The sequence below is a fragment of the Moorena sp. SIO4A5 genome (assembly GCF_010672005.1).
Classification (GTDB): domain Bacteria; phylum Cyanobacteriota; class Cyanobacteriia; order Cyanobacteriales; family Coleofasciculaceae; genus Moorena.
This window is the reverse complement of the sequence record NZ_JAAHHZ010000061.1, coordinates 22,830-40,710: the sequence shown is the minus strand read 5'-3', so window position 1 is coordinate 40,710 and position 17,881 is coordinate 22,830. Positions and strand designations below refer to the sequence as shown.

General features: G+C 43.7%; 26 protein-coding genes and 1 pseudogene. 11 read left to right on the top strand and 16 right to left on the bottom strand.

Annotated features, from left to right (window positions below):
* Positions 1-7: 7 nt before the first annotated feature.
* Positions 8-118, top strand: a complete 111-nt coding sequence (locus F6K57_RS19460; RefSeq protein WP_364303539.1) for a hypothetical protein — start codon at positions 8-10, stop codon at positions 116-118.
* Positions 119-278: 160 nt separating this feature from the next.
* On the opposite strand, the gene F6K57_RS19455 is transcribed toward F6K57_RS19460, so the two are convergent.
* Positions 279-461 carry a hypothetical protein gene (locus F6K57_RS19455; protein ID WP_293047474.1) on the bottom strand — a complete coding sequence of 61 codons (183 nt, stop codon included), beginning with the start codon at positions 459-461 and terminating at the stop codon, positions 279-281.
* A 98-nt stretch (positions 462-559) separates the two neighbouring features.
* Between F6K57_RS19455 and F6K57_RS19450 the strand changes: the two genes are divergently transcribed.
* The gene (locus tag F6K57_RS19450) at positions 560-2,077 is read left to right on the top strand and encodes an adenylate/guanylate cyclase domain-containing protein (RefSeq protein ID WP_293047477.1); all 1,518 of its coding nucleotides are present in this window, start codon (positions 560-562) and stop codon (positions 2,075-2,077) included.
* Positions 2,078-2,087: 10 nt separating this feature from the next.
* On the opposite strand, the gene F6K57_RS19445 is transcribed toward F6K57_RS19450, so the two are convergent.
* Positions 2,088-2,261 carry a hypothetical protein gene (locus F6K57_RS19445; RefSeq protein WP_293029720.1) on the bottom strand — a complete coding sequence of 58 codons (174 nt, stop codon included), beginning with the start codon at positions 2,259-2,261 and terminating at the stop codon, positions 2,088-2,090.
* 12 nt (positions 2,262-2,273) lie between these two features.
* Here F6K57_RS19445 and F6K57_RS19440 point away from each other — a divergent pair, with 12 nt between their 5' ends.
* Together F6K57_RS19440 and F6K57_RS19435 are read left to right on the top strand one after the other, a co-directional pair.
* A complete protein-coding gene (locus F6K57_RS19440; protein WP_293029723.1) occupies positions 2,274-2,504 on the top strand; it encodes a hypothetical protein in 231 nt (76 codons plus the stop codon).
* 94 nt (positions 2,505-2,598) lie between these two features.
* Positions 2,599-3,576: an ion transporter gene (locus F6K57_RS19435; protein ID WP_364303535.1), complete on the top strand. Its 978-nt coding sequence runs from the start codon at positions 2,599-2,601 to the stop codon at positions 3,574-3,576.
* Positions 3,577-3,676: 100 nt separating this feature from the next.
* Here the strand turns inward: F6K57_RS19435 and F6K57_RS19430 are convergent, their stop codons facing one another.
* From F6K57_RS19430 to F6K57_RS19390, 9 genes and pseudogenes are all read right to left on the bottom strand, one after another.
* Positions 3,677-4,687: a hypothetical protein gene (locus F6K57_RS19430; protein WP_293045909.1), complete on the bottom strand. Its 1,011-nt coding sequence runs from the start codon at positions 4,685-4,687 to the stop codon at positions 3,677-3,679.
* 138 nt (positions 4,688-4,825) lie between these two features.
* Positions 4,826-5,023, bottom strand: a complete 198-nt coding sequence (locus tag F6K57_RS19425; protein WP_293029734.1) for a hypothetical protein — start codon at positions 5,021-5,023, stop codon at positions 4,826-4,828.
* Between the two features lie 406 nt (positions 5,024-5,429).
* Complete coding sequence (locus F6K57_RS19420) at positions 5,430-5,633, bottom strand: hypothetical protein (RefSeq protein ID WP_293029737.1); 204 nt, start codon at positions 5,631-5,633, stop codon at positions 5,430-5,432.
* 85 nt (positions 5,634-5,718) lie between these two features.
* A pseudogene (locus tag F6K57_RS19415) lies at positions 5,719-5,928 on the bottom strand (type II toxin-antitoxin system YafQ family toxin); the annotation flags it as partial.
* Between the two features lie 151 nt (positions 5,929-6,079).
* Positions 6,080-6,406, bottom strand: a complete 327-nt coding sequence (locus tag F6K57_RS19410; protein WP_293045911.1) for a hypothetical protein — start codon at positions 6,404-6,406, stop codon at positions 6,080-6,082.
* Positions 6,407-6,651: 245 nt separating this feature from the next.
* Positions 6,652-6,927, bottom strand: coding sequence for a BrnA antitoxin family protein (locus F6K57_RS19405; RefSeq protein ID WP_293045913.1), 276 nt, complete (start codon positions 6,925-6,927; stop codon positions 6,652-6,654).
* On the bottom strand, positions 6,911-7,183 hold the full coding sequence (locus tag F6K57_RS19400) for a BrnT family toxin (protein WP_293045916.1): 273 nt from the start codon (positions 7,181-7,183) through the stop codon (positions 6,911-6,913). The genes F6K57_RS19405 and F6K57_RS19400 overlap by 17 nt, the downstream gene beginning before the upstream one ends.
* A 20-nt stretch (positions 7,184-7,203) precedes the next feature.
* Complete coding sequence (locus tag F6K57_RS19395; RefSeq protein WP_293045919.1) at positions 7,204-7,659, bottom strand: DUF5615 family PIN-like protein; 456 nt, start codon at positions 7,657-7,659, stop codon at positions 7,204-7,206.
* Between the two features lie 2 nt (positions 7,660-7,661).
* On the bottom strand, positions 7,662-7,964 hold the full coding sequence (locus F6K57_RS19390) for a DUF433 domain-containing protein (RefSeq protein WP_293070016.1): 303 nt from the start codon (positions 7,962-7,964) through the stop codon (positions 7,662-7,664).
* Between the two features lie 156 nt (positions 7,965-8,120).
* Between F6K57_RS19390 and F6K57_RS19385 the strand changes: the two genes are divergently transcribed.
* Both F6K57_RS19385 and F6K57_RS19380 read left to right on the top strand, forming a co-directional pair.
* Positions 8,121-8,345 (top strand): hypothetical protein, encoded by a 225-nt coding sequence (locus F6K57_RS19385; protein ID WP_293029802.1) that lies wholly within the window; start codon positions 8,121-8,123, stop codon positions 8,343-8,345.
* Positions 8,346-8,602: 257 nt separating this feature from the next.
* A complete protein-coding gene (locus F6K57_RS19380; RefSeq protein ID WP_293070014.1) occupies positions 8,603-9,178 on the top strand; it encodes a transposase in 576 nt (191 codons plus the stop codon).
* 269 nt (positions 9,179-9,447) lie between these two features.
* On the opposite strand, the gene F6K57_RS19375 is transcribed toward F6K57_RS19380, so the two are convergent.
* On the bottom strand, positions 9,448-10,809 hold the full coding sequence (locus F6K57_RS19375) for a DUF4157 domain-containing protein (RefSeq protein ID WP_293070012.1): 1,362 nt from the start codon (positions 10,807-10,809) through the stop codon (positions 9,448-9,450).
* Between the two features lie 73 nt (positions 10,810-10,882).
* Here F6K57_RS19375 and F6K57_RS19370 point away from each other — a divergent pair, with 73 nt between their 5' ends.
* Entirely contained in the window at positions 10,883-12,973 is a 2,091-nt protein-coding gene (locus F6K57_RS19370; RefSeq protein WP_293070010.1) for an ATP-binding protein, read from the top strand.
* A 229-nt stretch (positions 12,974-13,202) separates the two neighbouring features.
* On the opposite strand, the gene F6K57_RS19365 is transcribed toward F6K57_RS19370, so the two are convergent.
* From F6K57_RS19365 to F6K57_RS19355, 3 genes are all read right to left on the bottom strand, one after another.
* Entirely contained in the window at positions 13,203-13,655 is a 453-nt protein-coding gene (locus F6K57_RS19365; RefSeq protein WP_293029792.1) for a helix-turn-helix domain-containing protein, read from the bottom strand.
* Between the two features lie 88 nt (positions 13,656-13,743).
* Positions 13,744-13,944, bottom strand: coding sequence for a hypothetical protein (locus F6K57_RS19360; protein ID WP_293070008.1), 201 nt, complete (start codon positions 13,942-13,944; stop codon positions 13,744-13,746).
* A gap of 75 nt (positions 13,945-14,019) precedes the next feature.
* Positions 14,020-14,148, bottom strand: coding sequence for a hypothetical protein (locus F6K57_RS19355; RefSeq protein ID WP_293035865.1), 129 nt, complete (start codon positions 14,146-14,148; stop codon positions 14,020-14,022).
* Positions 14,149-14,290: 142 nt separating this feature from the next.
* Between F6K57_RS19355 and F6K57_RS19350 the strand changes: the two genes are divergently transcribed.
* The 4 genes from F6K57_RS19350 to F6K57_RS19335 all read left to right on the top strand — a co-directional run bounded on the left by F6K57_RS19350 (position 14,291) and on the right by F6K57_RS19335 (position 17,621).
* Positions 14,291-14,611 carry a hypothetical protein gene (locus F6K57_RS19350; protein WP_293070006.1) on the top strand — a complete coding sequence of 107 codons (321 nt, stop codon included), beginning with the start codon at positions 14,291-14,293 and terminating at the stop codon, positions 14,609-14,611.
* 65 nt (positions 14,612-14,676) lie between these two features.
* Positions 14,677-15,600, top strand: coding sequence for an Rpn family recombination-promoting nuclease/putative transposase (locus tag F6K57_RS19345; protein ID WP_293031277.1), 924 nt, complete (start codon positions 14,677-14,679; stop codon positions 15,598-15,600).
* Positions 15,601-15,679: 79 nt separating this feature from the next.
* Positions 15,680-16,591, top strand: a complete 912-nt coding sequence (locus tag F6K57_RS19340; protein WP_293070004.1) for an Rpn family recombination-promoting nuclease/putative transposase — start codon at positions 15,680-15,682, stop codon at positions 16,589-16,591.
* Between the two features lie 79 nt (positions 16,592-16,670).
* Positions 16,671-17,621 carry an Rpn family recombination-promoting nuclease/putative transposase gene (locus tag F6K57_RS19335; RefSeq protein WP_293070002.1) on the top strand — a complete coding sequence of 317 codons (951 nt, stop codon included), beginning with the start codon at positions 16,671-16,673 and terminating at the stop codon, positions 17,619-17,621.
* Positions 17,622-17,726: 105 nt separating this feature from the next.
* Here the strand turns inward: F6K57_RS19335 and F6K57_RS19330 are convergent, their stop codons facing one another.
* Positions 17,727-17,864, bottom strand: a complete 138-nt coding sequence (locus F6K57_RS19330; RefSeq protein WP_293027424.1) for a hypothetical protein — start codon at positions 17,862-17,864, stop codon at positions 17,727-17,729.
* Positions 17,865-17,881 lie beyond the last annotated feature (17 nt).

Here is a 17,881-nt window from a genome sequence, read left to right as displayed (position 1 = left end):
CAGTTGCGTGGTTTATGGGATGCCGAAAGCAGCAGCAGAGTTGAAGGCGGCGGTGGAAATTTTGCCCCTAGACGCGATCGCACCTGCCCTAATCAAAGGATTCGCGTTTAAGCCTTAGCTAAATTCCTATAGCTAAATTTATATATCACTTTTATTGCACAACACTGATATATTATAATAATTCTTAACAATAGCTGACTATTAAGCACAATTGGCATGACATAGTTTTCCCAGTTTGCCCAGAGTATTGAACAAAATTTGATAAACTGCTAAACGAATTAGCGTTGCGTCAGTCTTTGAATGAATAGGAGTAGAGTGGGCATCCTGCCCGCCCCAAAATAAGGAGGAAACTGGCAAGATGCCAGTTCTACACAAGATGCCAGTTCTACACAAGATGCCAGTTCCACGCCTGATGTCCATTCTACGGCAAGATGCCTATTCCACCTCACTCTTAAAATCATTCCATTATTAAGCAACGCCAAAGAATTAGCTAACCCTAGGTTATTTATCTATGCTGTACCTGATCTAATTGATAGCCAAAGCGGACATTACAAATAAAATGGTGACTCAAGAGCCGATTAAAGTCCTACTTATCGATGATCAGCCCATGATCGGCGAAGCCATTCGCCGCATGTTGGCTCCAGAAAAGGATATTATCTTTCGCTACTGTCAGGATCCAACTGAAACCTTAAAAGTAGCTAAGGAGTACCAACCAACGGTCATTCTACAAGACTTGGTCATGCCGGAGATGGATGGCTTGTTGTTAGTGCGTTTTTTGCGTTCTAAGGATTCGCCGACTCGACCTATTCCCCTGATTGTACTATCAAGTAAAGAAGAACCAGTAATTAAAGCTAAAGCCTTTGGATTTGGAGCAAATGATTACTTAGTAAAACTGCCAGATCGGGTAGAACTAATTGCTCGTATTCGTTACCATTCCAAAGCCTATCTTAACTTCCTCAAACGAACCGAAGCTGAAGAGCAGCTTAAAGCTGAAAATCTGCGCCAGTCAAAGTATATAAAACAGGTAGAAAAGGTGACAGTAGCAGCCGCCGCTGTGGAAAATGATACATTTAAGCCAGAAAGTCTGGAGGAAGTAGCCACTCGGAGCGACGAGTTAGGACGACTAGCACGAGTTTTCCGGCAAATGGTTCAAACGGTAAAAGCCCGTGAGCAAGAATTGACTCAAGCCAATGAAACTCTGGAAACCCTAAAAAATTCCTTTGCTCGGTTTTTCCCATTTGAATATCTTAATTTTCTGCACAAGGACAATGTGATTCATGTCCAATTAGGGGACCACGTTAGTAAAGAAATGGCGGTGATGTTCAGTGATATTCGCTCCTTTACTACCATTTCTGAGAGTATGACACCAAAGGAAAACTTTGACTTCGTCAATGCCTATCTTAAGCGTGTCAGTCCTGAAATTCGCAATCACGATGGCTTTATTGTCAAATTTCTAGGGGATGGCATGATGGCAGTTTTCCCTGATGGCGCTGATGATGCTGTCTGTGCTGGAATTGCCAAGCTCAAAAAAGTCCAGCAATACAATCAAAAGCGTGAAGCCAACGGTTATTTACCAATTCAAGTAGGGATTGGCATCCACTATGGTCACATGATGGTGGGGATGGTTGGAGAGACATTCCGAATGCAGGGGGATGCTTTTTCTGATAATGTTAACTTGACCGCTCGTTTGGAAGGATTGACCAAGTTTTATGGGGTTTCTTGCTTAATTTCCCAGCAAACCTTAGATAAATTGAGCAATCCCAATCACTATCAAATTCGGTTTCTAGATCGAGCAATTGTTAAAGGTAGAAATGAACCCCTTGCTATCTATGAAGTGCTGGATGGTGAGACGGAGGCAGTTAGGGAATTGAAGTTAAAAACGCAACTGGAATTTGAACAAGGTTTAGAGTGTTATCGCACTCAAGGATTTTACAAGGCTTTAGAATATTTTAATCACGTGTTAATGGTGAATCCTTTGGATAAGACCGCTGCCTTATATGTGGAGCGAATTAATCAGTTGATGGCCCAAGGGGTGCCACAGGATTGGGATGGAGTTTGGCGGTTTACCAAGAAGTAAGCTATCTGGGTTAATGGCAGTAGGGAGTAGGGAGTAGGGAGTAGGGAGTAGGGAGTAGGGAGTAGGGAGTAGGGAGTAGGGAGTAGGGAGTAGGGAGTAGGGAGTAGGGAGGGATTTTCGGCGTTGCTGAATTTAGGAATGAATAGGAGTAGATTGGGCATCCTGCCCGCTCGAAAATAAGCATGAAACTGGCAAGATGCCAGTTCCACGCCTGATGCCCATTCCACCAACATGCCCATTCCAGAAAACTCTTAAAATCATTCCATTATTAAGCAACGCTGGATTTTCTCCCTCTTCCCTCTTCCCTGCTCCCTGCTCCCGTCTTGATGCAGTCGCTCATGGGGGAAACCCCCAAGACCGCGCTGCATCGCTGCTCCCTAAAACCCAGAACTTTGTACCTCACCGAATTGATAGCTGCTATATATAGTATAGTAATATTTGCCTAAGGATATTGGTACTATAGTTTATTCATTAGTGATTGCTAAGCACTAATCAATAAACTTTATTACCAAGCACCCGGAATGATAAGTATTCATCGGGATATAATTATATCACAAGTTGCCCACTGTAATTGTTTATATAATTTTTTTATGCAGGTAGCACTCCAAAAAATTTCTAATTCTGAAATCTTTCAGAATACAGTTTTGATCGTAATAATCTTGGCTAGCATTATAGTAGGTCTGGAAACCTATCCATCATTTACAGAAAATTACGGCACTCTTGTCAATTTTATAGAACATCTAATATTAGGTTTTTTTATTGGTGAAATTTTTATTAAGATAGGTGCTGAAGCTAGTCATCCATGGAGCTACTTTAAAAATGGATGGAATCTATTTGATTTATTCATTGTTGTGGCTTTACTATTGCCAATTGATAATCAATATTTTATAGTGCTACGTATGCTTAGGCTGCTGAGAGTATTTAGGCTAATCTCTGCTTTGCCTCGCTTACAAATACTCGTCCGAGCTCTACTCAAGAGTCTACCCTCCATGGGCTATGTCTTTTTGCTTCTCTGTATTTTGTTCTATATTTATGGGGTAGCCGGAACCTTTTTATTTGCTGAAAACGATCCGATTCACTTTTCTTCCTTACCCAAATCTATCTTGTCTCTATTTCAAGTAGTAACCCTAGAAGGTTGGGCAGATTTGATGTACATCCAGATGTATGGCTGCGAACGCTACGGTTACGATGGTATAGAAGCACTTTGCACAAATCCCTCAGCTTCACCCCTGGTTGGTGTCCTTTTTTTTGTGAGCTTTGTGATGTTGGGGGCGATGATTACTATCAATCTTTTTGTTGGGATTATCACCAGCAATATCAGTGATAGTGTCGATGAATTCAAGCAGGAGCAGGATAAAAAGTTGGAGAAGGTGATCAAGGAGCAGAATCAATTTAGCAAAGTGTCCAGACTTGAAGGTCAGTTATTAGCAATTCAAGAACAGTTGAAAGATATGCATAGTTCCTTAGAGCGTATCCGAACAGATATTTCTGATTATTGAGCGATTATTGATCACTTTTAATCGATTTCAGTAGTTTGGATGTGATTCGGCAACACTATCATTGATTGCCTTTTTGATCTTGTTGTTAAGCTGATATCACCTACTTTTCTACATAGTTTTCGAGCTTAAAAAACTCAATCAATTCCTCAAACTTCGTGTCATTAGCGGTAGGAGTTAATAATTCAAGAAATTGAATTATGGCTGGATTCAAATACTTAAAAACATCCTGGGTTAAAACCGAAATTGCTTCGGCGGTCAACCCTTTAAGTTCACGAGCCAATCTAGCCATTCGTCCCTTAGCAAAATTGACTTGAAAGCGAGTCCTTTTCAGAAGCCGTTGTCTAAGATTTTCATAAAGCGTTTGTTTATCGATAGCTTGGGAATCGGGAAGATCGTGATTCAAAATTATTGGAATAATATCAGGATTTTCTTCTAGAAATAGCAGACTGCCTTCCTCGTTAAATGCTTCAATCCCTTCCATGCCCAAAGTGCCTAAATCAGCCAAAGCAATAATCCGAGCTACCAGAGATAGGTTTTTATCAGAAGAGTAGAGGTCAGGCTGGTAAATGGTATTGTCTGAAGTATCATAGTAACAAATGGTAGCGTTAATGGCTTCTGTAATGATTTGTACATCTGAATCGGTAAACAAGGCCAGATGGTTAGGAGTTTGCTTACTTATCCATTCATTCTGATTTTTGATGTAATCCAAAAGCTTAGTAATTGTAGCAGCTTCGCTCACACCACTTTCTCGCCGTCTAGAGATATAGGGTTGGATTTGAGGGACAAACTCTTGCACCATATCGTGAGCAATGGCGCACAGATCGATTAACTGTTTCATTCTGCTCAGATAGTCTGGTGCTATATCATTGTCCAGACCGGCTTCCCAATAGGGTCTGATGGCTTGGAAAATCCGATCAGCTCTACGCTGCACTCCATTAACATGGTCACAAGTATGATAGTAAAGCTGTTTTCGCTCCGTTTCTTTTTCCATTTCCAGCAGAGCAAAGGTTTTCACCCTAGTGACTGCTTCGACAAAGGAGCTAGGAAGCTGAGCTGACTCATCAATTGAGGGGTGTGGTAGATACTGATTATCCTGATTGTGTTGATTCATGAGAGTTGTTTTGATGACTATACCAATCCTAAATGAATTGTGATAATTTTTGTTCCCTTTTCCCTACTCCCTACTCCCTACTCCCTGTTCCCAGATCCGCTGTTCCCTGTTCCCTTTGGTATAATAACTGAATCGGTTTTAAATACCAAAAATTGATTTAATACGTTTGCGAATCTCGGCGAAAGGAGTTTCGTCTTCCTCTGTGGCACTGACGGTTATTCCTAAGCGTTCCAATGTCTCTTGACGTTTGGATAATTCTTCAGAAATTCGGTCAGCTAATTCTTCGTGCTTAGCCAAAAGACTTTGTAAATTGTCTCGATCCACCACAAACAGCATTGTCTCTTCTAGGGTAGCGATCGCTACTCTAGTAGGGTGGGCAAATTATCCTAGTAATACCAATTGATCACCAATCATGTCCATTTGCCCACCCTACAACCTGAGTAGGGTGGGCAATATATCAAATTAATACTATTTCATCACCAATCATGTCCATTTGCCTAACTTACATCGGGGTAGTGCGATCGCGACCTGAGTAGGGTGGGCAAATCATCAAAGTAATACCAATTGATCACCAATCATGTCCATTTGCCCACCCTACGCCTACAAGTAAGGTGGGCAATATATCAAATTAATACAATTTCCTCACCAATCATGTCCATTTGCCCACCCTACTACTATTTTATCAAAATCAACAGGGAGTAGGGTGGGCAAATTATGAATGTGGCGTAGGGTGGGCAAATCATCAAATTAATACCATTTGAGCACCAATCATGTCCATTTGCCCACCCGACAAGATCAGCGATTGGCCGTAGGCCACGCTACGCGATCGCACTGTTCCCTCTTCTGAGTTCCCTGTTCCCAGATCTGCTGTTCCCAGATCCGCTGTTACAGTACCCATTCCGTAGGGTAGGGTGGGCAAAAAATGATAGTTTGGCAATTTCATCATCAATCATGTCCATTTGCCCACCCTACTACAAGAGCGATTGGCCTACGGCCACGCTTCGCGAACGCACTTCCAAATTCATGATCATTTAGAATAAATCTGCATGGGAACCGGAACGAACCAGAAAAAGATTGGTTTCAGAGGTTTTGTAGATTAAAATCCAGTCTGGTTCGATATGACAATCTCGGTATCCACTCCAATTTCCTGTTAAGGCATGATCTTTGTATTTGGGTTCTAGTTCTTTTCTCTCTAATAAGTTCTCAATAACGGATTTAAGCTTTTCCATATTTTTGCCACGCTTCTGTAGCCTAAATTAAGCAACAAAATAGTCGGGTAGGGTGGGCAAATTCCGATAGTTTTGCAATCTGAGCAGTTATCATGTCAATTTGCCCACCCTACTTTATCAGCGATCGCTTTATTAAAGCGGTTTTCAAAAATAGGTGATAGCATTAAATTCCCAGTTCATTGTAGAGAGATTCTTTATTGGCACAAACGGTCAAGTTTTTTGGTTCTTCAATATTTATAATCGCTTGTTGGGTCTCTTCATTGAAGTCGTTAATTGTATAAGTGTTCTCTTCAATTCGTTTCTCTCTTTCAGCTTGAAGCAAAATAAGCGCGAGGTGTTTTTGTAAATAAATGGCTAGGGCGTTTTGTTGTTCTTCCTTTAGCTGTGCGATCTCCTCAAAGGTTTCTTGGATTAATTTAGTCATGGGTTGTTTTTGCGAAACCGTATTGATCGAAATTGTAGCACTTTGACATCCTCCCACCGCGCTCATCAAAGATTATAGTGCGATTGGCCGTAGGCCACGCTACGCGAACGCACTCAGTGGGGTAGGGTGGGCAAATCATCAACCATTAACCAATTGATCATCAATCTAGTCCATTTGCCCACCCTACTACTACTGACATTATCCCGGCCCGATCGCTCTTCCATTTTCCCAAACCGGCGATCGCACTGTTACCAGATCCGCTGTTCCCAGGCGTAGGGTGGGCAAATCATCAACCATTAACCAATTGATCATCAATCATGTCCATTTGCCCACCCTACTTTATCTGATAATTCTTCACGAAGAATACGGCGTAAATCCCCTTGGGTGAGAGGTTGCTCATTTGGCAGTAGGAGATGTTTTTTTAAAGCCTCATTTATCAGAGTCTGATAACCAATTCCAGCCGTTTCGGCCTGTTCTCGAAAATTGGCAAGAATATCATCATCGAGATAAATAGTAATGCGTGTTTTTCCTTTAGAAGGAATTACCGCTCCTCGTTTTCCTTTAGAAAAATCATATTCCTTTCTCATAAGCTTTTGTCTCCTGTTTTGTGGCGCGACGAGCAGAAATTAATCGAATCACCTCACCGCGCATGGTATATACAACGACCAATGGTAATCCAGAGTTTCCTATTCCCACTGCGATGAAACGTTCTTCACTAATCGAATCTGGATCAATGTCATGAATGGCAAGGGGATCGAAAAACACCATTTCAGCTTCCGCAAAGGAAACACCATGCTTTTGCCAATTGGTTTTTGCAATTCTTGGATCATATTCAAAGGTCATACATATATTATATGTATAACTTAAAGTCTAGTCAAGATTAATGTAGTGCGATTGGCCGTAGGCCACGCTACGCGAACGCACTCGGTTGGTGTGTTGGGAGAAGCGTACGCTATTATTCTCCCCAAGCACTTAAAAATTCTACTTGATTTTTCATGTCTTCTGCTGATGAGCGTGGCAATTATCCTTAAAATCCGCCGCATTTGTTCACCAATGGAATAGTTTTGAAACCCTAAAATAATCCCTGAATGCTCTTGTTTTTTCTCGATAAAATTAGTATGAATTCTATAAAAGTCTCGGGCATTAAAGCTATAAATAACACGCTGATGGTCATAGGCCCATTGTAATTGTTCTTCATCGCTACGGGACAACATTTGAGCTTCCCCTGTCGAGACAACATTCACGTTGCGAAGACGCAAGGCCGTTATCAGATCGCTATCCATGCTATCTTCATCTAAATAAAGACGAATTTGTGTCATTTTTAGGGTTTGGTTGCCTGATAATGTTGTTTGGCGAGTTCTTCATAGGCGGTTTGTTCGGCTGCTATATCTTGGTCAATTTCGAGACGGTTAGCATGATAATACGTTAAGGCAGCATAAATTTGAGTGATTGTTAGGTGATTTAATCGTCTGGCTATTTCTTCGGCGTTGTTACCTTGATTATATAGGCCAGCAATTCGGCGCACAGAGGTTCGAGTTCCTGCAATGACTGGACGATTACTATTGGCATCAGTTGTGATCAGGCAAGCCAATGTCGGTAAGGGTTGCCAAGGGGTTTCGACCATAGATATGGGGGGTTTTTCCCTTATTTTAAAATATAGTGCGTCCGCATTCGGAGCGGGTAGGGTGGGCAAATACTAAACGGAAGGCAATTTCATCAGGAACCCAAGACCATTTGCCCACCAAACTACAAGAGTGCGATCGCATTCGGTAGGGGTAGGGTGGGCAAATACTATACCGAAGGCAATTTCATCATATATCCTGACTATTTGCCCACCCGACAAGTGCGATCGCATTCGGAGCGGGTAGGGTCGGCAAATACTATACCGAAGGCAATTTCATCATCAATCCTGACTATTTGCCCACCCTACTACAAGCAAGGGGTAGGGTCGGCAAATCATCAACCATTAACCAATAGTCGGGTAGATCGCAATTCCGTCGGGTAGGGTGGGCAAATTCTGTACCGAAGGCAATTTCATCATAAATCTAGTCCATTTGCCCACCCTACTACAAGTAGATCGCAATTCCGTCGGGTAGGGTGGGCAAATTCTGTACCGAAGGCAATTTCATCATATATCCTGACTATTTGCCCACCCTACTTTATCCGCGTACGCACTCAGCGTGCTCATCCCCATTTGCCCACCCTACTCTGAATCGGGATTAAACTGAAACAGAGGATGCTCGCCACCATCAATATCTCAATATGTCGAACTATCGTCGTTCTTATGTGCCAGGAGGAGTATTTTTTCTGACAATAGTCACTTATCGCCGTATTCCTCTATTTTCAGATGTTGAGAATATAATAAGGTTACGGAAGGCCATGGCGAAAATGCGGACAGAAAAACCCTTTGACATCACTGCAGCCGTTGTGTTACCGGATCATCTTCATTTTATCTGGTCGTTACCACCGGATGATTCTAATTATTCTATGCGAGTGTCTCGGTTAAAGGTATTATTTACCCGGTCTTTACCGGGAAAACGCTCATTTGAGGTAGATGTTTCTGCTTCTCGTCGTAAGCATCGAGAAAGCAATGTCTGGCAACGTCGGTTTTGGGAGCATACCATTCGTAATGACCATGATTTACACCGACATATAGATTATATTCACTATAATCCGGTTAAACATGGTTTGGTGTCTTGTCCTCATTTGTGGGAATATTCCAGTTTTCACAAATGGGTGGAGCGAGGCAGGTATGAACCCGATTGGGGGTGTTGTTGTGGGAGTAATTTACCACAAGTTCTAGATTTTAGCGATTTAGAAGATTTTGCAGGGGAGTAGGGTGTGCAAATTATTAATGTGGGGTAGTGGCGTTGGCGTAGGGTGGGCAAATTATTAATGTTTGACCAATTGATCTCGAATCATGTCCATTTGCCCACCCGACAAGAGCGAACACTTTGCTTGAACGCAACCAACAACATAGGTGATCGCATGCCCTAGGGTAGTCGGGTTGGGTGGGCAACTTCTGAGAGTTTGGCAATTTGATCACGAGTCATGTCCATTTGCCCACCCTACTAGATCTGCGTACGCACTCCTAACCTTGATCAATCCTACGCTTCCGGGTATTTTTCCTTGGTTATCTCTTTTATTTTTTCGATTACCCAATTGTACATTTTGTCCTTTCCTATGGACTGACTTTGGCGGAATAATACATTCCCACTAGCACTGTTACACTTGGGGAATGTACCGCCATAATCCTCTGATTTACCCCATGCTCTATCCATTATAAGCAGAGATCTGCTTGAGCTATTCTCATAGCCATAACACAAATCGATTGTACCTTTTAATAAATTCGACCAGTTGCTAGGTAAGCCGCTCATGGCCTCCGCTACCGCTACATTCATATCCATACTGTATGCGGCTTTTGTTCCACTTACTTGACCGCCTGCTACCTCGCTCCTTAATCCCAAACCCATTTCTACGACAACCGTAAATTCTAACGAATCTAACACATCTTCCTCTTCCGTTGCGTCACTGGTCATTTTTTGGAGCGGTTTTTTGGGTTTTGGATCGTAATGGTTGTAACAAACTCCCAAGTCCGCCTTTGTCTGGTTGAACCTTGCTTCATTTTCACGTTCAATAATGGCACCGTCCGCAAGGGTCGCTACTCCAACACCTAAAACACTTAACGACTTCTCACACCCACCTTTTTCCTCCTTTTCTGTTTCCAACTCCCGGCTTTCTTCCTTTGTTACCTTCCTTAATACCAATGACCCCATCGCTGTCGCTTCTTCCTCCAATTGTCTTTCCTCTTTTTTTCTCACTCCTTTTTCCTTTCTTAACCGTTGCACCCTTCCCTGCTTCTGCTGGACCACATGCCAAGCCTCATGGGGCAAATGCTTCTCCTGCCCCGGCCCAACATGAATCTCCGTCCCCTGTGCATACGCCAATGCCTGCAATTGTGCAGGTTTCGACGAGTTGTAATGTACCCTCACATCATCCATCGAATAGCCCGAGAGGTTCTCTATTCCTGCCTTGAGGCGATCAGGCAAGCCCGTTTTGTTTTCCTTTTGGCTCCTCGATTCCCTCATGCTATCGCCATAAGTCAGCTCATCCCCCGTCAACGGTTGTGCTCTGAGCTGCACCATCATCCTTTTAGGCTGCAACACCTTATGCCCACCGTGATTCGCCCCTTGCCTGGTTCTATCTCCCGGCTGTCCAAAAGAAAACTTCCCTTGCAGCCCCATTTCTCTCCTTCCCCTTTCCGGTTGGGTTACTCCTGATTCTAAGGTGCGCATCACCTTCGCACTCATACTTCCCCATTCCCCTACCGCATCTTCGGCGTTCCACTCCCTTTCCTCTGCTTCCAATATTTCTCTATAACCTTTCCGTCTGGAGTCTTTCTTTTTTTGAGCTATTGACAACGAGGTAGAGTGAGAATATTTCGGTTTATAGGTATGAGTAGTGCGCATAGCTATTTCCTTTTACCTTGTACCCTATTAGAAAAGAATATCAGTCGATCCCACCGTCTACCAGGAGCGCGACATGGCACCCCTTTCTCAAACCAACTGGTATCACTCTAATATTAGTTCTCTGTTTCTAGAAATCGAGCGAGTTCGTAACTATTTAGAAAAATACATAGAAGGTAAAGAAAATCAACAAATCGTTACTGAAATTGTTGACGATACTTCTGCCCTGGCTCAACTATGTTACCACTTCTATCTCTCCCCATTTGAAAGGGATATCCTGCTAATGTGCGTGGGCCAGGAAATAGAACCTATGTTCCAGTCTTTGGTGGCCATTGCCCAAAAAAATCATCCTCACAAAAACTATCCTACTCTTAGTTTAGCTATAGACGCCCTTCCCGGAGCCAGTTGGCATGTCCTTTCTCCCCAAAGCCCTTTATTTTACTGGCAACTGCTCCAGATTGAACCAGGAAGAATCCTAACCAAGTCCCCCCTCCATATTGACCAGCAAATCCTCTGCTTTCTGTTAGGATACGATGCCACAGACCAGGAATTAGCAGGCAAGATCATACCCCAACCGCCTCAGACTAACCCTCTTTTTTTGCCTCCCTCTCAGTTAAGTATAGGGTCGCAATTGAAAACCATTTGGTCTGGGGGCGAGGGGACAAATAGCTATCCCGTGGTGCAATTATCTGGCTCGGACCGTACCACAAAATACCAAATTGCCTCCGCCACTTGTCAGGATTTGGGGAAAAAGTTACATACTCTCGACCCTGCCGCTCTGACCACCAAGCCCCAGGATGTCTACCAACTCGCGAAGCGTTGGCAAAGGGAAGCCAAACTTAGCAATAGTGTCCTGTTTATTGACTGCGATAGTTATAATTTTTCTGAGCCTGGGCGGGAGTCAGCTCTGAGCAAATTTATTGATAGTAACAATACTCGTTTAATCCTCAGCAGCAATGACCGAAAAATTGACTGTCAGCGGACTATTGTAAACCTAGACATCCCCCCATTGAGCCACCAGGAACAATATGACCTGTGGGAAAGCCATATAGGGTCAGCAGCAGCAGAACTTAACGGTCAACTTGAGCGCATCGCCGTGCAGTTTAACCTCAATACTGCTACTATTCAAGCCGCCTGTGATCAATTCAAAATTCAAAATTCAAAATTCCCACAAAATCCCGGATCTAGCCCCAAGAGCGCCCTAACCCACCCCTACCCCCTCCCAGGAGGGGAACCTGGGGGAGACAGATTTCAAAGTCCCCCAGAATTGGGGGATTTAGGGGGCAAAAATCTCAAAGACGAAACCCACCAATCAACTCAATTATGGGATATCTGCCGCCATTTCGCCCGTAATCAATTAGACCACTTAGCGCAACCGATCAATGCTACGGCTACCTGGGACGATCTGGTATTACCTACCCCACAACGGCTGCTTCTGAGCGATATTGCCACTCATCTCAGACACCAGTATAAAGTCTATCAGCAATGGGGTTTCGCCCAAAAAGGCGACCGGGGTTTGGGCATCAGCGCCCTATTTTACGGTGCTAGCGGTACTGGTAAAACCATGGCAGCAGAGGTATTAGCCCAGGAATTTCGTCTGGATCTTTATCGCATCGACCTAAGTCGAGTTGTCAGTAAATATATTGGTGAGACGGAAAAGAATCTGCGGCGGATCTTTGATGCAGCTGAAACCGGTAGTGCTATTCTACTGTTTGACGAAGCCGATGCCCTGTTTGGTAAGCGTACCCAAGTTAAAGACAGTCACGACCGCCACGCTAACATCGAAGTCAGCTATTTGCTGCAACGTATGGAAGCCTATCAAGGGTTAGCTATATTGACCACCAATTTCCAAAGCGCTCTCGATAGTGCCTTTTCGCGCCGCATTCGCTTTGTGGTCGAGTTTCCGTTTCCCGGACCCGAAATCCGTACCCAAATTTGGCAGCGCATTTTTCCAGCCCAGACCCCAACCCTTAACTTAAATTACCAGAAACTGGGTCAACTCAATATAGCAGGCGGAAATATTCGCAATATTGCCCTAAATGCCGCTTTTTTGGCCGCCGCCGCCGATGAAGCCGTGAACATGGAACTAATCTACGAAGCAACAAAACGGGAATATCTTAAGTTGAAGAAAATGTTGACAAACGAAGAGATTGAAGGCTGGTTTTAGTTGTGGGGAATGGGGAATGGGGAATGGGTAATAGGTAATAGGTAATAGGTAATGGGGAATGGGGAATGGGGAATGGGGAATGGGTAATAGGTAATGGGTAGAGTGGGCATCCTGCCCGCTCGAAAAGATAGCGGCGTAGGGTGGGCAAATGCTTATCCTCTGACAATTTGATCTGGAATCGGGTCGATTTGCCCACCCTACAATAACTAGGACGGGGAGTGTCAAAGACTTAGCTAATAGCCGGAAAACTACCACCAATAAAGTGAATATCACTGAAGGTTTCGATCCACAAACGAGCGCCACAATCCAGTGGATTATCCGGCTGATAAACAATCTTACAAGGACCAAGGATTTCGACCTCATTACCGTAGAGATTAGTGCCCTTTCGTTTTACTGAAATCACTGGCTTCCGGTCTTTGGGGCTTTTCTTGATATTCGAGCCAATGTGATTGCGATTGACATTAATCTTCGCTAAAGCTGGCGGACGACTAGTGCGCCATTTCCCCTTTGGTCCACGATTACCTTTAGTAATTTGTGGCAAATGGTTGAACAGAGGAATAATCCAGAATTTTCCGCTTTTATAGGCACCCCGGACCCGACCCTTCTCTAGGAGTTGGCGCAATCTTCGAGAGGAAATTCCTAATAGAGATGCTGCTTCAGTAGTTCCAACGCACTTGTTCATCAGTGGACTCTCCCTTAAATATTCCGATAATACTAGTTTAATGGATAAAAGGAAAATTGACAACTTGAGGGAATTTAGAATTTAGAATTTAGAATTTAGAATTCAGAATTGGGAATCGGGAATCGGGAATCGGGAGTCGGGAATCGGGAATCGGGAAGAAACGGAAGAGTTTAGGATACTCGGTGGATGCGTTCGCGTAGCGGCTCCAAAGGAGCATCGCGTAGCGTGACCATTCGCGTAGCGTGGCCTTTTGGCCAAGGTCAATCGCGTAGCAGCTCCAAGCTCCCATCACATATAGTTATCTACAAAAATTAACTAATTAATTAGTTGGGTACACAGGATTTTTCCCCACTCCACTACTCCACTACTCCCTGCTCCCTACTCCCTGCTCCCTACTCCCTGCTCCCGATTCCCGACTCCCGATTCCCCACTCCCGACTCCCGATTCCCTGTTCCCTGTTCCCTACTCCCAAATTTGTTACAAAAGTTTTCACAAAATGTTATAATGAAGGTTTTTTTGTGCTATAATAAAAATACCGTGGACGCTAAAACGTTCCACGGTAAGAGCCAGCCGCTGATTTTTCCCGGGTCTCCGGCTGGCTCTAGAGCCCCAGTTAAGGAGATACCTAATATTTTATGTCGTACTCTCAACGCCTATATCCATGGGCAATCATTCGTCTATTGCCTAAAGCGATGCAGCGCGGTCTTGGGGGTTTCCCCCATGAGCGACTGCATCAAGACATGCAGCGGGTGGTTGTTCGTCGTTTCCGCAACCGTTCTGACGCTGAGGGTCACTTGCAGGCCCTTAAACGGCTGATGCCTGATCAAAAATTTATTATTATCTTCGATTTAGGAGACCCTATAGACGGCGAGTCTATAGACGGCGAGTCTACAGACGAAGAATCTGTAAGAAACAGGAAGTCTGAAAAGCCCAGCTCTTCACTAATCAAATTTTAGTTTGATTCCAGAAATAGTCCTGGATGTAACTCAAAAATTATTCTTGATTCGATCAATTGTATTGTATGGCAAAACGTGCAGATATTGGTAGCAAACGCCTAATCAGTCTCGCTCCTAATGCTTGGGTGCAATGGGTAACCGGTAATCCCCAAGTGCGGGCATCTCAGTTACTCGATGCTGAGTTTCAATGGATTAGTCGCGAAAGCGATGTGATTGTCAAAGCTTCTAGTCCTGAACATCAAGAATTTCTGATTCTCAATGAATTACAACTACGCTATGACCAGAACATGCCTCAGAGAATGCGCAATTATGTGGCTTTAGCTGAGGAAAAATACAACCTATCCGCTTATCCAGTATTAATTAACATCTTGCCGCCCCCAGCCACAGTCACAATCGTTGACTGTTACGACAGGGAATTTATGGGATTAAAGGCGCGTCAAGATTATCGGGTAATTAATCTCTGGGAAGTAGAGGCTGAATTAGTATTAGAACAACCTTTGCCTCCCCTATTTCCATTTGTCCCAATCTTATTTGGAGGTGGTAGCGAATCAAAATTGCGGTCAGCGGTGCAGGCTTTACGAGCAGATCAAACCTTGAATCAACTAGAACCGCTCTTAGCGTTCTTTGCTAGTTTTGTGCTAGAGATACCTTTAATTCAACAAATCATGAGGTGGGATATGACAGTATTACGAGAATCACCCTGGTATCAAGAGATTTTACAAGAGGGTCTTGCTCAAGGCATCCAACAAGGGATTGAACAAGGGATTGAACAAGGAATTGAACAAGGGATTGAACAAGGGATTGAACAAGGCATCCAACAAGAACGTCGAGGGAGTTTAGAGCGCATCCTTAAACTGCGATTTTCAGAGATTCCTGTCGAGATATCCGTCAGAATTCAAGCCTTAACTCTCGAACAATTAGAAGAGTTGATGGCCACAGCATTAACGGTTAACTCCCTAGATGAGTTTACTCAACATTTGCCCAATTAATTAAATAAGGCCACACCCCACCTCGACCGTGGGGTGGGCGTAACTCAAAAATTATTCTTGATTCGGTCAATTGTATTGTATGGCAAAACGTGCAGATATTGGTAGCAAACGCCTAATCAGTCTCGCTCCTAATGCTTGGGTGCAATGGGTAACCGGTAATCCCCAAGTGCGGGCATCTCAGTTACTCGATGCTGAGTTTCAATGGATTAGTCGCGAAAGCGATGTGATTGTGAAAGCAAAGAGTCCTCAACATCAAGAATTTCTGATTCTCAATGAATTACAACTACGCTATGACCAGAACATGCCTCAGCGAATGCGCAATTATGTCGCTTTAGCTGAGGAAAAATACAACCTATCCGCTTATCCGGTATTAATTAATATCTTGCCGCCCCCATCCACAGTAACCATTGAAAATTGCTACGACAAGGAATTCATGGGATTAAAAGCCCGTCAAGATTATCGGGTAATTAATCTCTGGGAAGTAGAGGCTGAATTAGTATTAGGACAACCTTTGCCTCCCTTATTTCCATTTGTCCCGATCTTATTTGGAGGTGGTAGTGAATCGAAATTGCGGTCAGCGGTGCAGGCGCTACGAGCGGATCAAACCTTAAATCAACTAGAACCGTTGTTAGCTTTTTTTGCTAGCTTTGTCCTAGAGATACCTTTAATTCAACAAATCATGAGGTGGGATATGACAGTATTACGAGAATCACCCTGGTATCAAGAGATTTTACAAGAGGGTCTTGCTCAAGGAATTCAACAAGGGATTGAACAAGGGATTGAACAAGGGATTGAACAAGGGATTGAACAAGGAATCAAACAAGAACGTCGAGGCAGTTTAGAGCGCATCCTTAAACTGCGATTTTCCGAGATTCCTGTCGAGATATCCGTCAGAATTCAAGCCTTAACTCTCGAACAATTAGAAGAGTTGATGGCCACAGCCTTAACGGTTAACTCCCTAGATGAGTTTACTCAACATTTGCCCAATTAATTAAATAAGGCCACACCCCACCTCGACCGTGGGGTGGGCGTAACTCAAAAATTAGTATTGATTCGATCAATTGTATTGTATGGCAAAACGTGCAGATATTGGTAGCAAACGCCTAATCAGTCTCGCTCCTAATGCTTGGGTGCAATGGGTAACCGGTAATCCCCAAGTGCGGGCATCTCAGTTACTTGATGCTGAGTTTCAATGGATTAGTCGCGAAAGTGATGTGATTCTAAAAGCGTCTAGTCCTGAACACTCGGAATTTCTGATTCTCAATGAATTACAACTACGGTATGACCAGAACATGCCTCAGAGAATGCGCAATTATGTCGCTTTAGCTGAGGAAAAATACAACCTATCCGCTTATCCGGTATTAATTAATATCTTGCCGCCCCCATCCACAGTCACCATTGAAAATTGCTACGACAAGGAATTCATGGGATTAAAAGCCCGTCAAGATTATCGGGTAATTAATCTCTGGGAAGTAGATGCTGAATTAGTATTAGAACAACCTTTGCCTCCCCTATTTCCATTTGTCCCAATCTTATTTGGAGGTGGTAGTGAATCGAAATTGCGGTCAGCGGTGCAGGCTTTACGAGCGGATCAAACCTTAAATCAACTAGAACCGCTCTTAGCGTTCTTTGCTAGTTTTGTATTAGCGATGCAGCGCGGTCTTGGGGGTTTCCCCCATGAGCGACTGCATCAAGAAGAAATACCCTTAATTCAACAAATCATGAGGTGGGATATGACAGTATTACGAGAATCACCCTGGTATCAAGAGATTTTACAAGAGGGTCTTGCTCAAGGGATTGAACAAGGGATTGAACAAGGGATTGAACAAGGGATTGAACAAGGAATCAAACAAGAACGTCGAGGCAGTTTAGAGCGCATCCTTAAACTGCGATTTTCCGAGATTCCTGTCGAGATATCCGTCAGAATTCAAGCCTTAACTCTCGAACAATTAGAAGAGTTGATGGCAACAGCATTAACGGTTAACTCCCTAGATGAGTTTAGTGAACATTTGCCAAATTAATTAAATAAGGCCACACCCCACCTCGACCGTGGGGTGGGTTTTCCTCTTGATTTTACAACTCCGATGGTCAGCGGTCAGTGGTCAGCTAACGTAACTCAGATTAAACTAATGCTTACCTGTTTTATTCAAAAGCTGATAGCTGTTCGCGAAGCGTGCGCGTAGCGCATAAGCTGATAGCTGTTCGCGAAGCGTGCGCGTAGCGCATAAGCTGATAGCTGTTCGCGAAGCGTGCGCGTAGCGCATAAGCTGATAGCTGATAG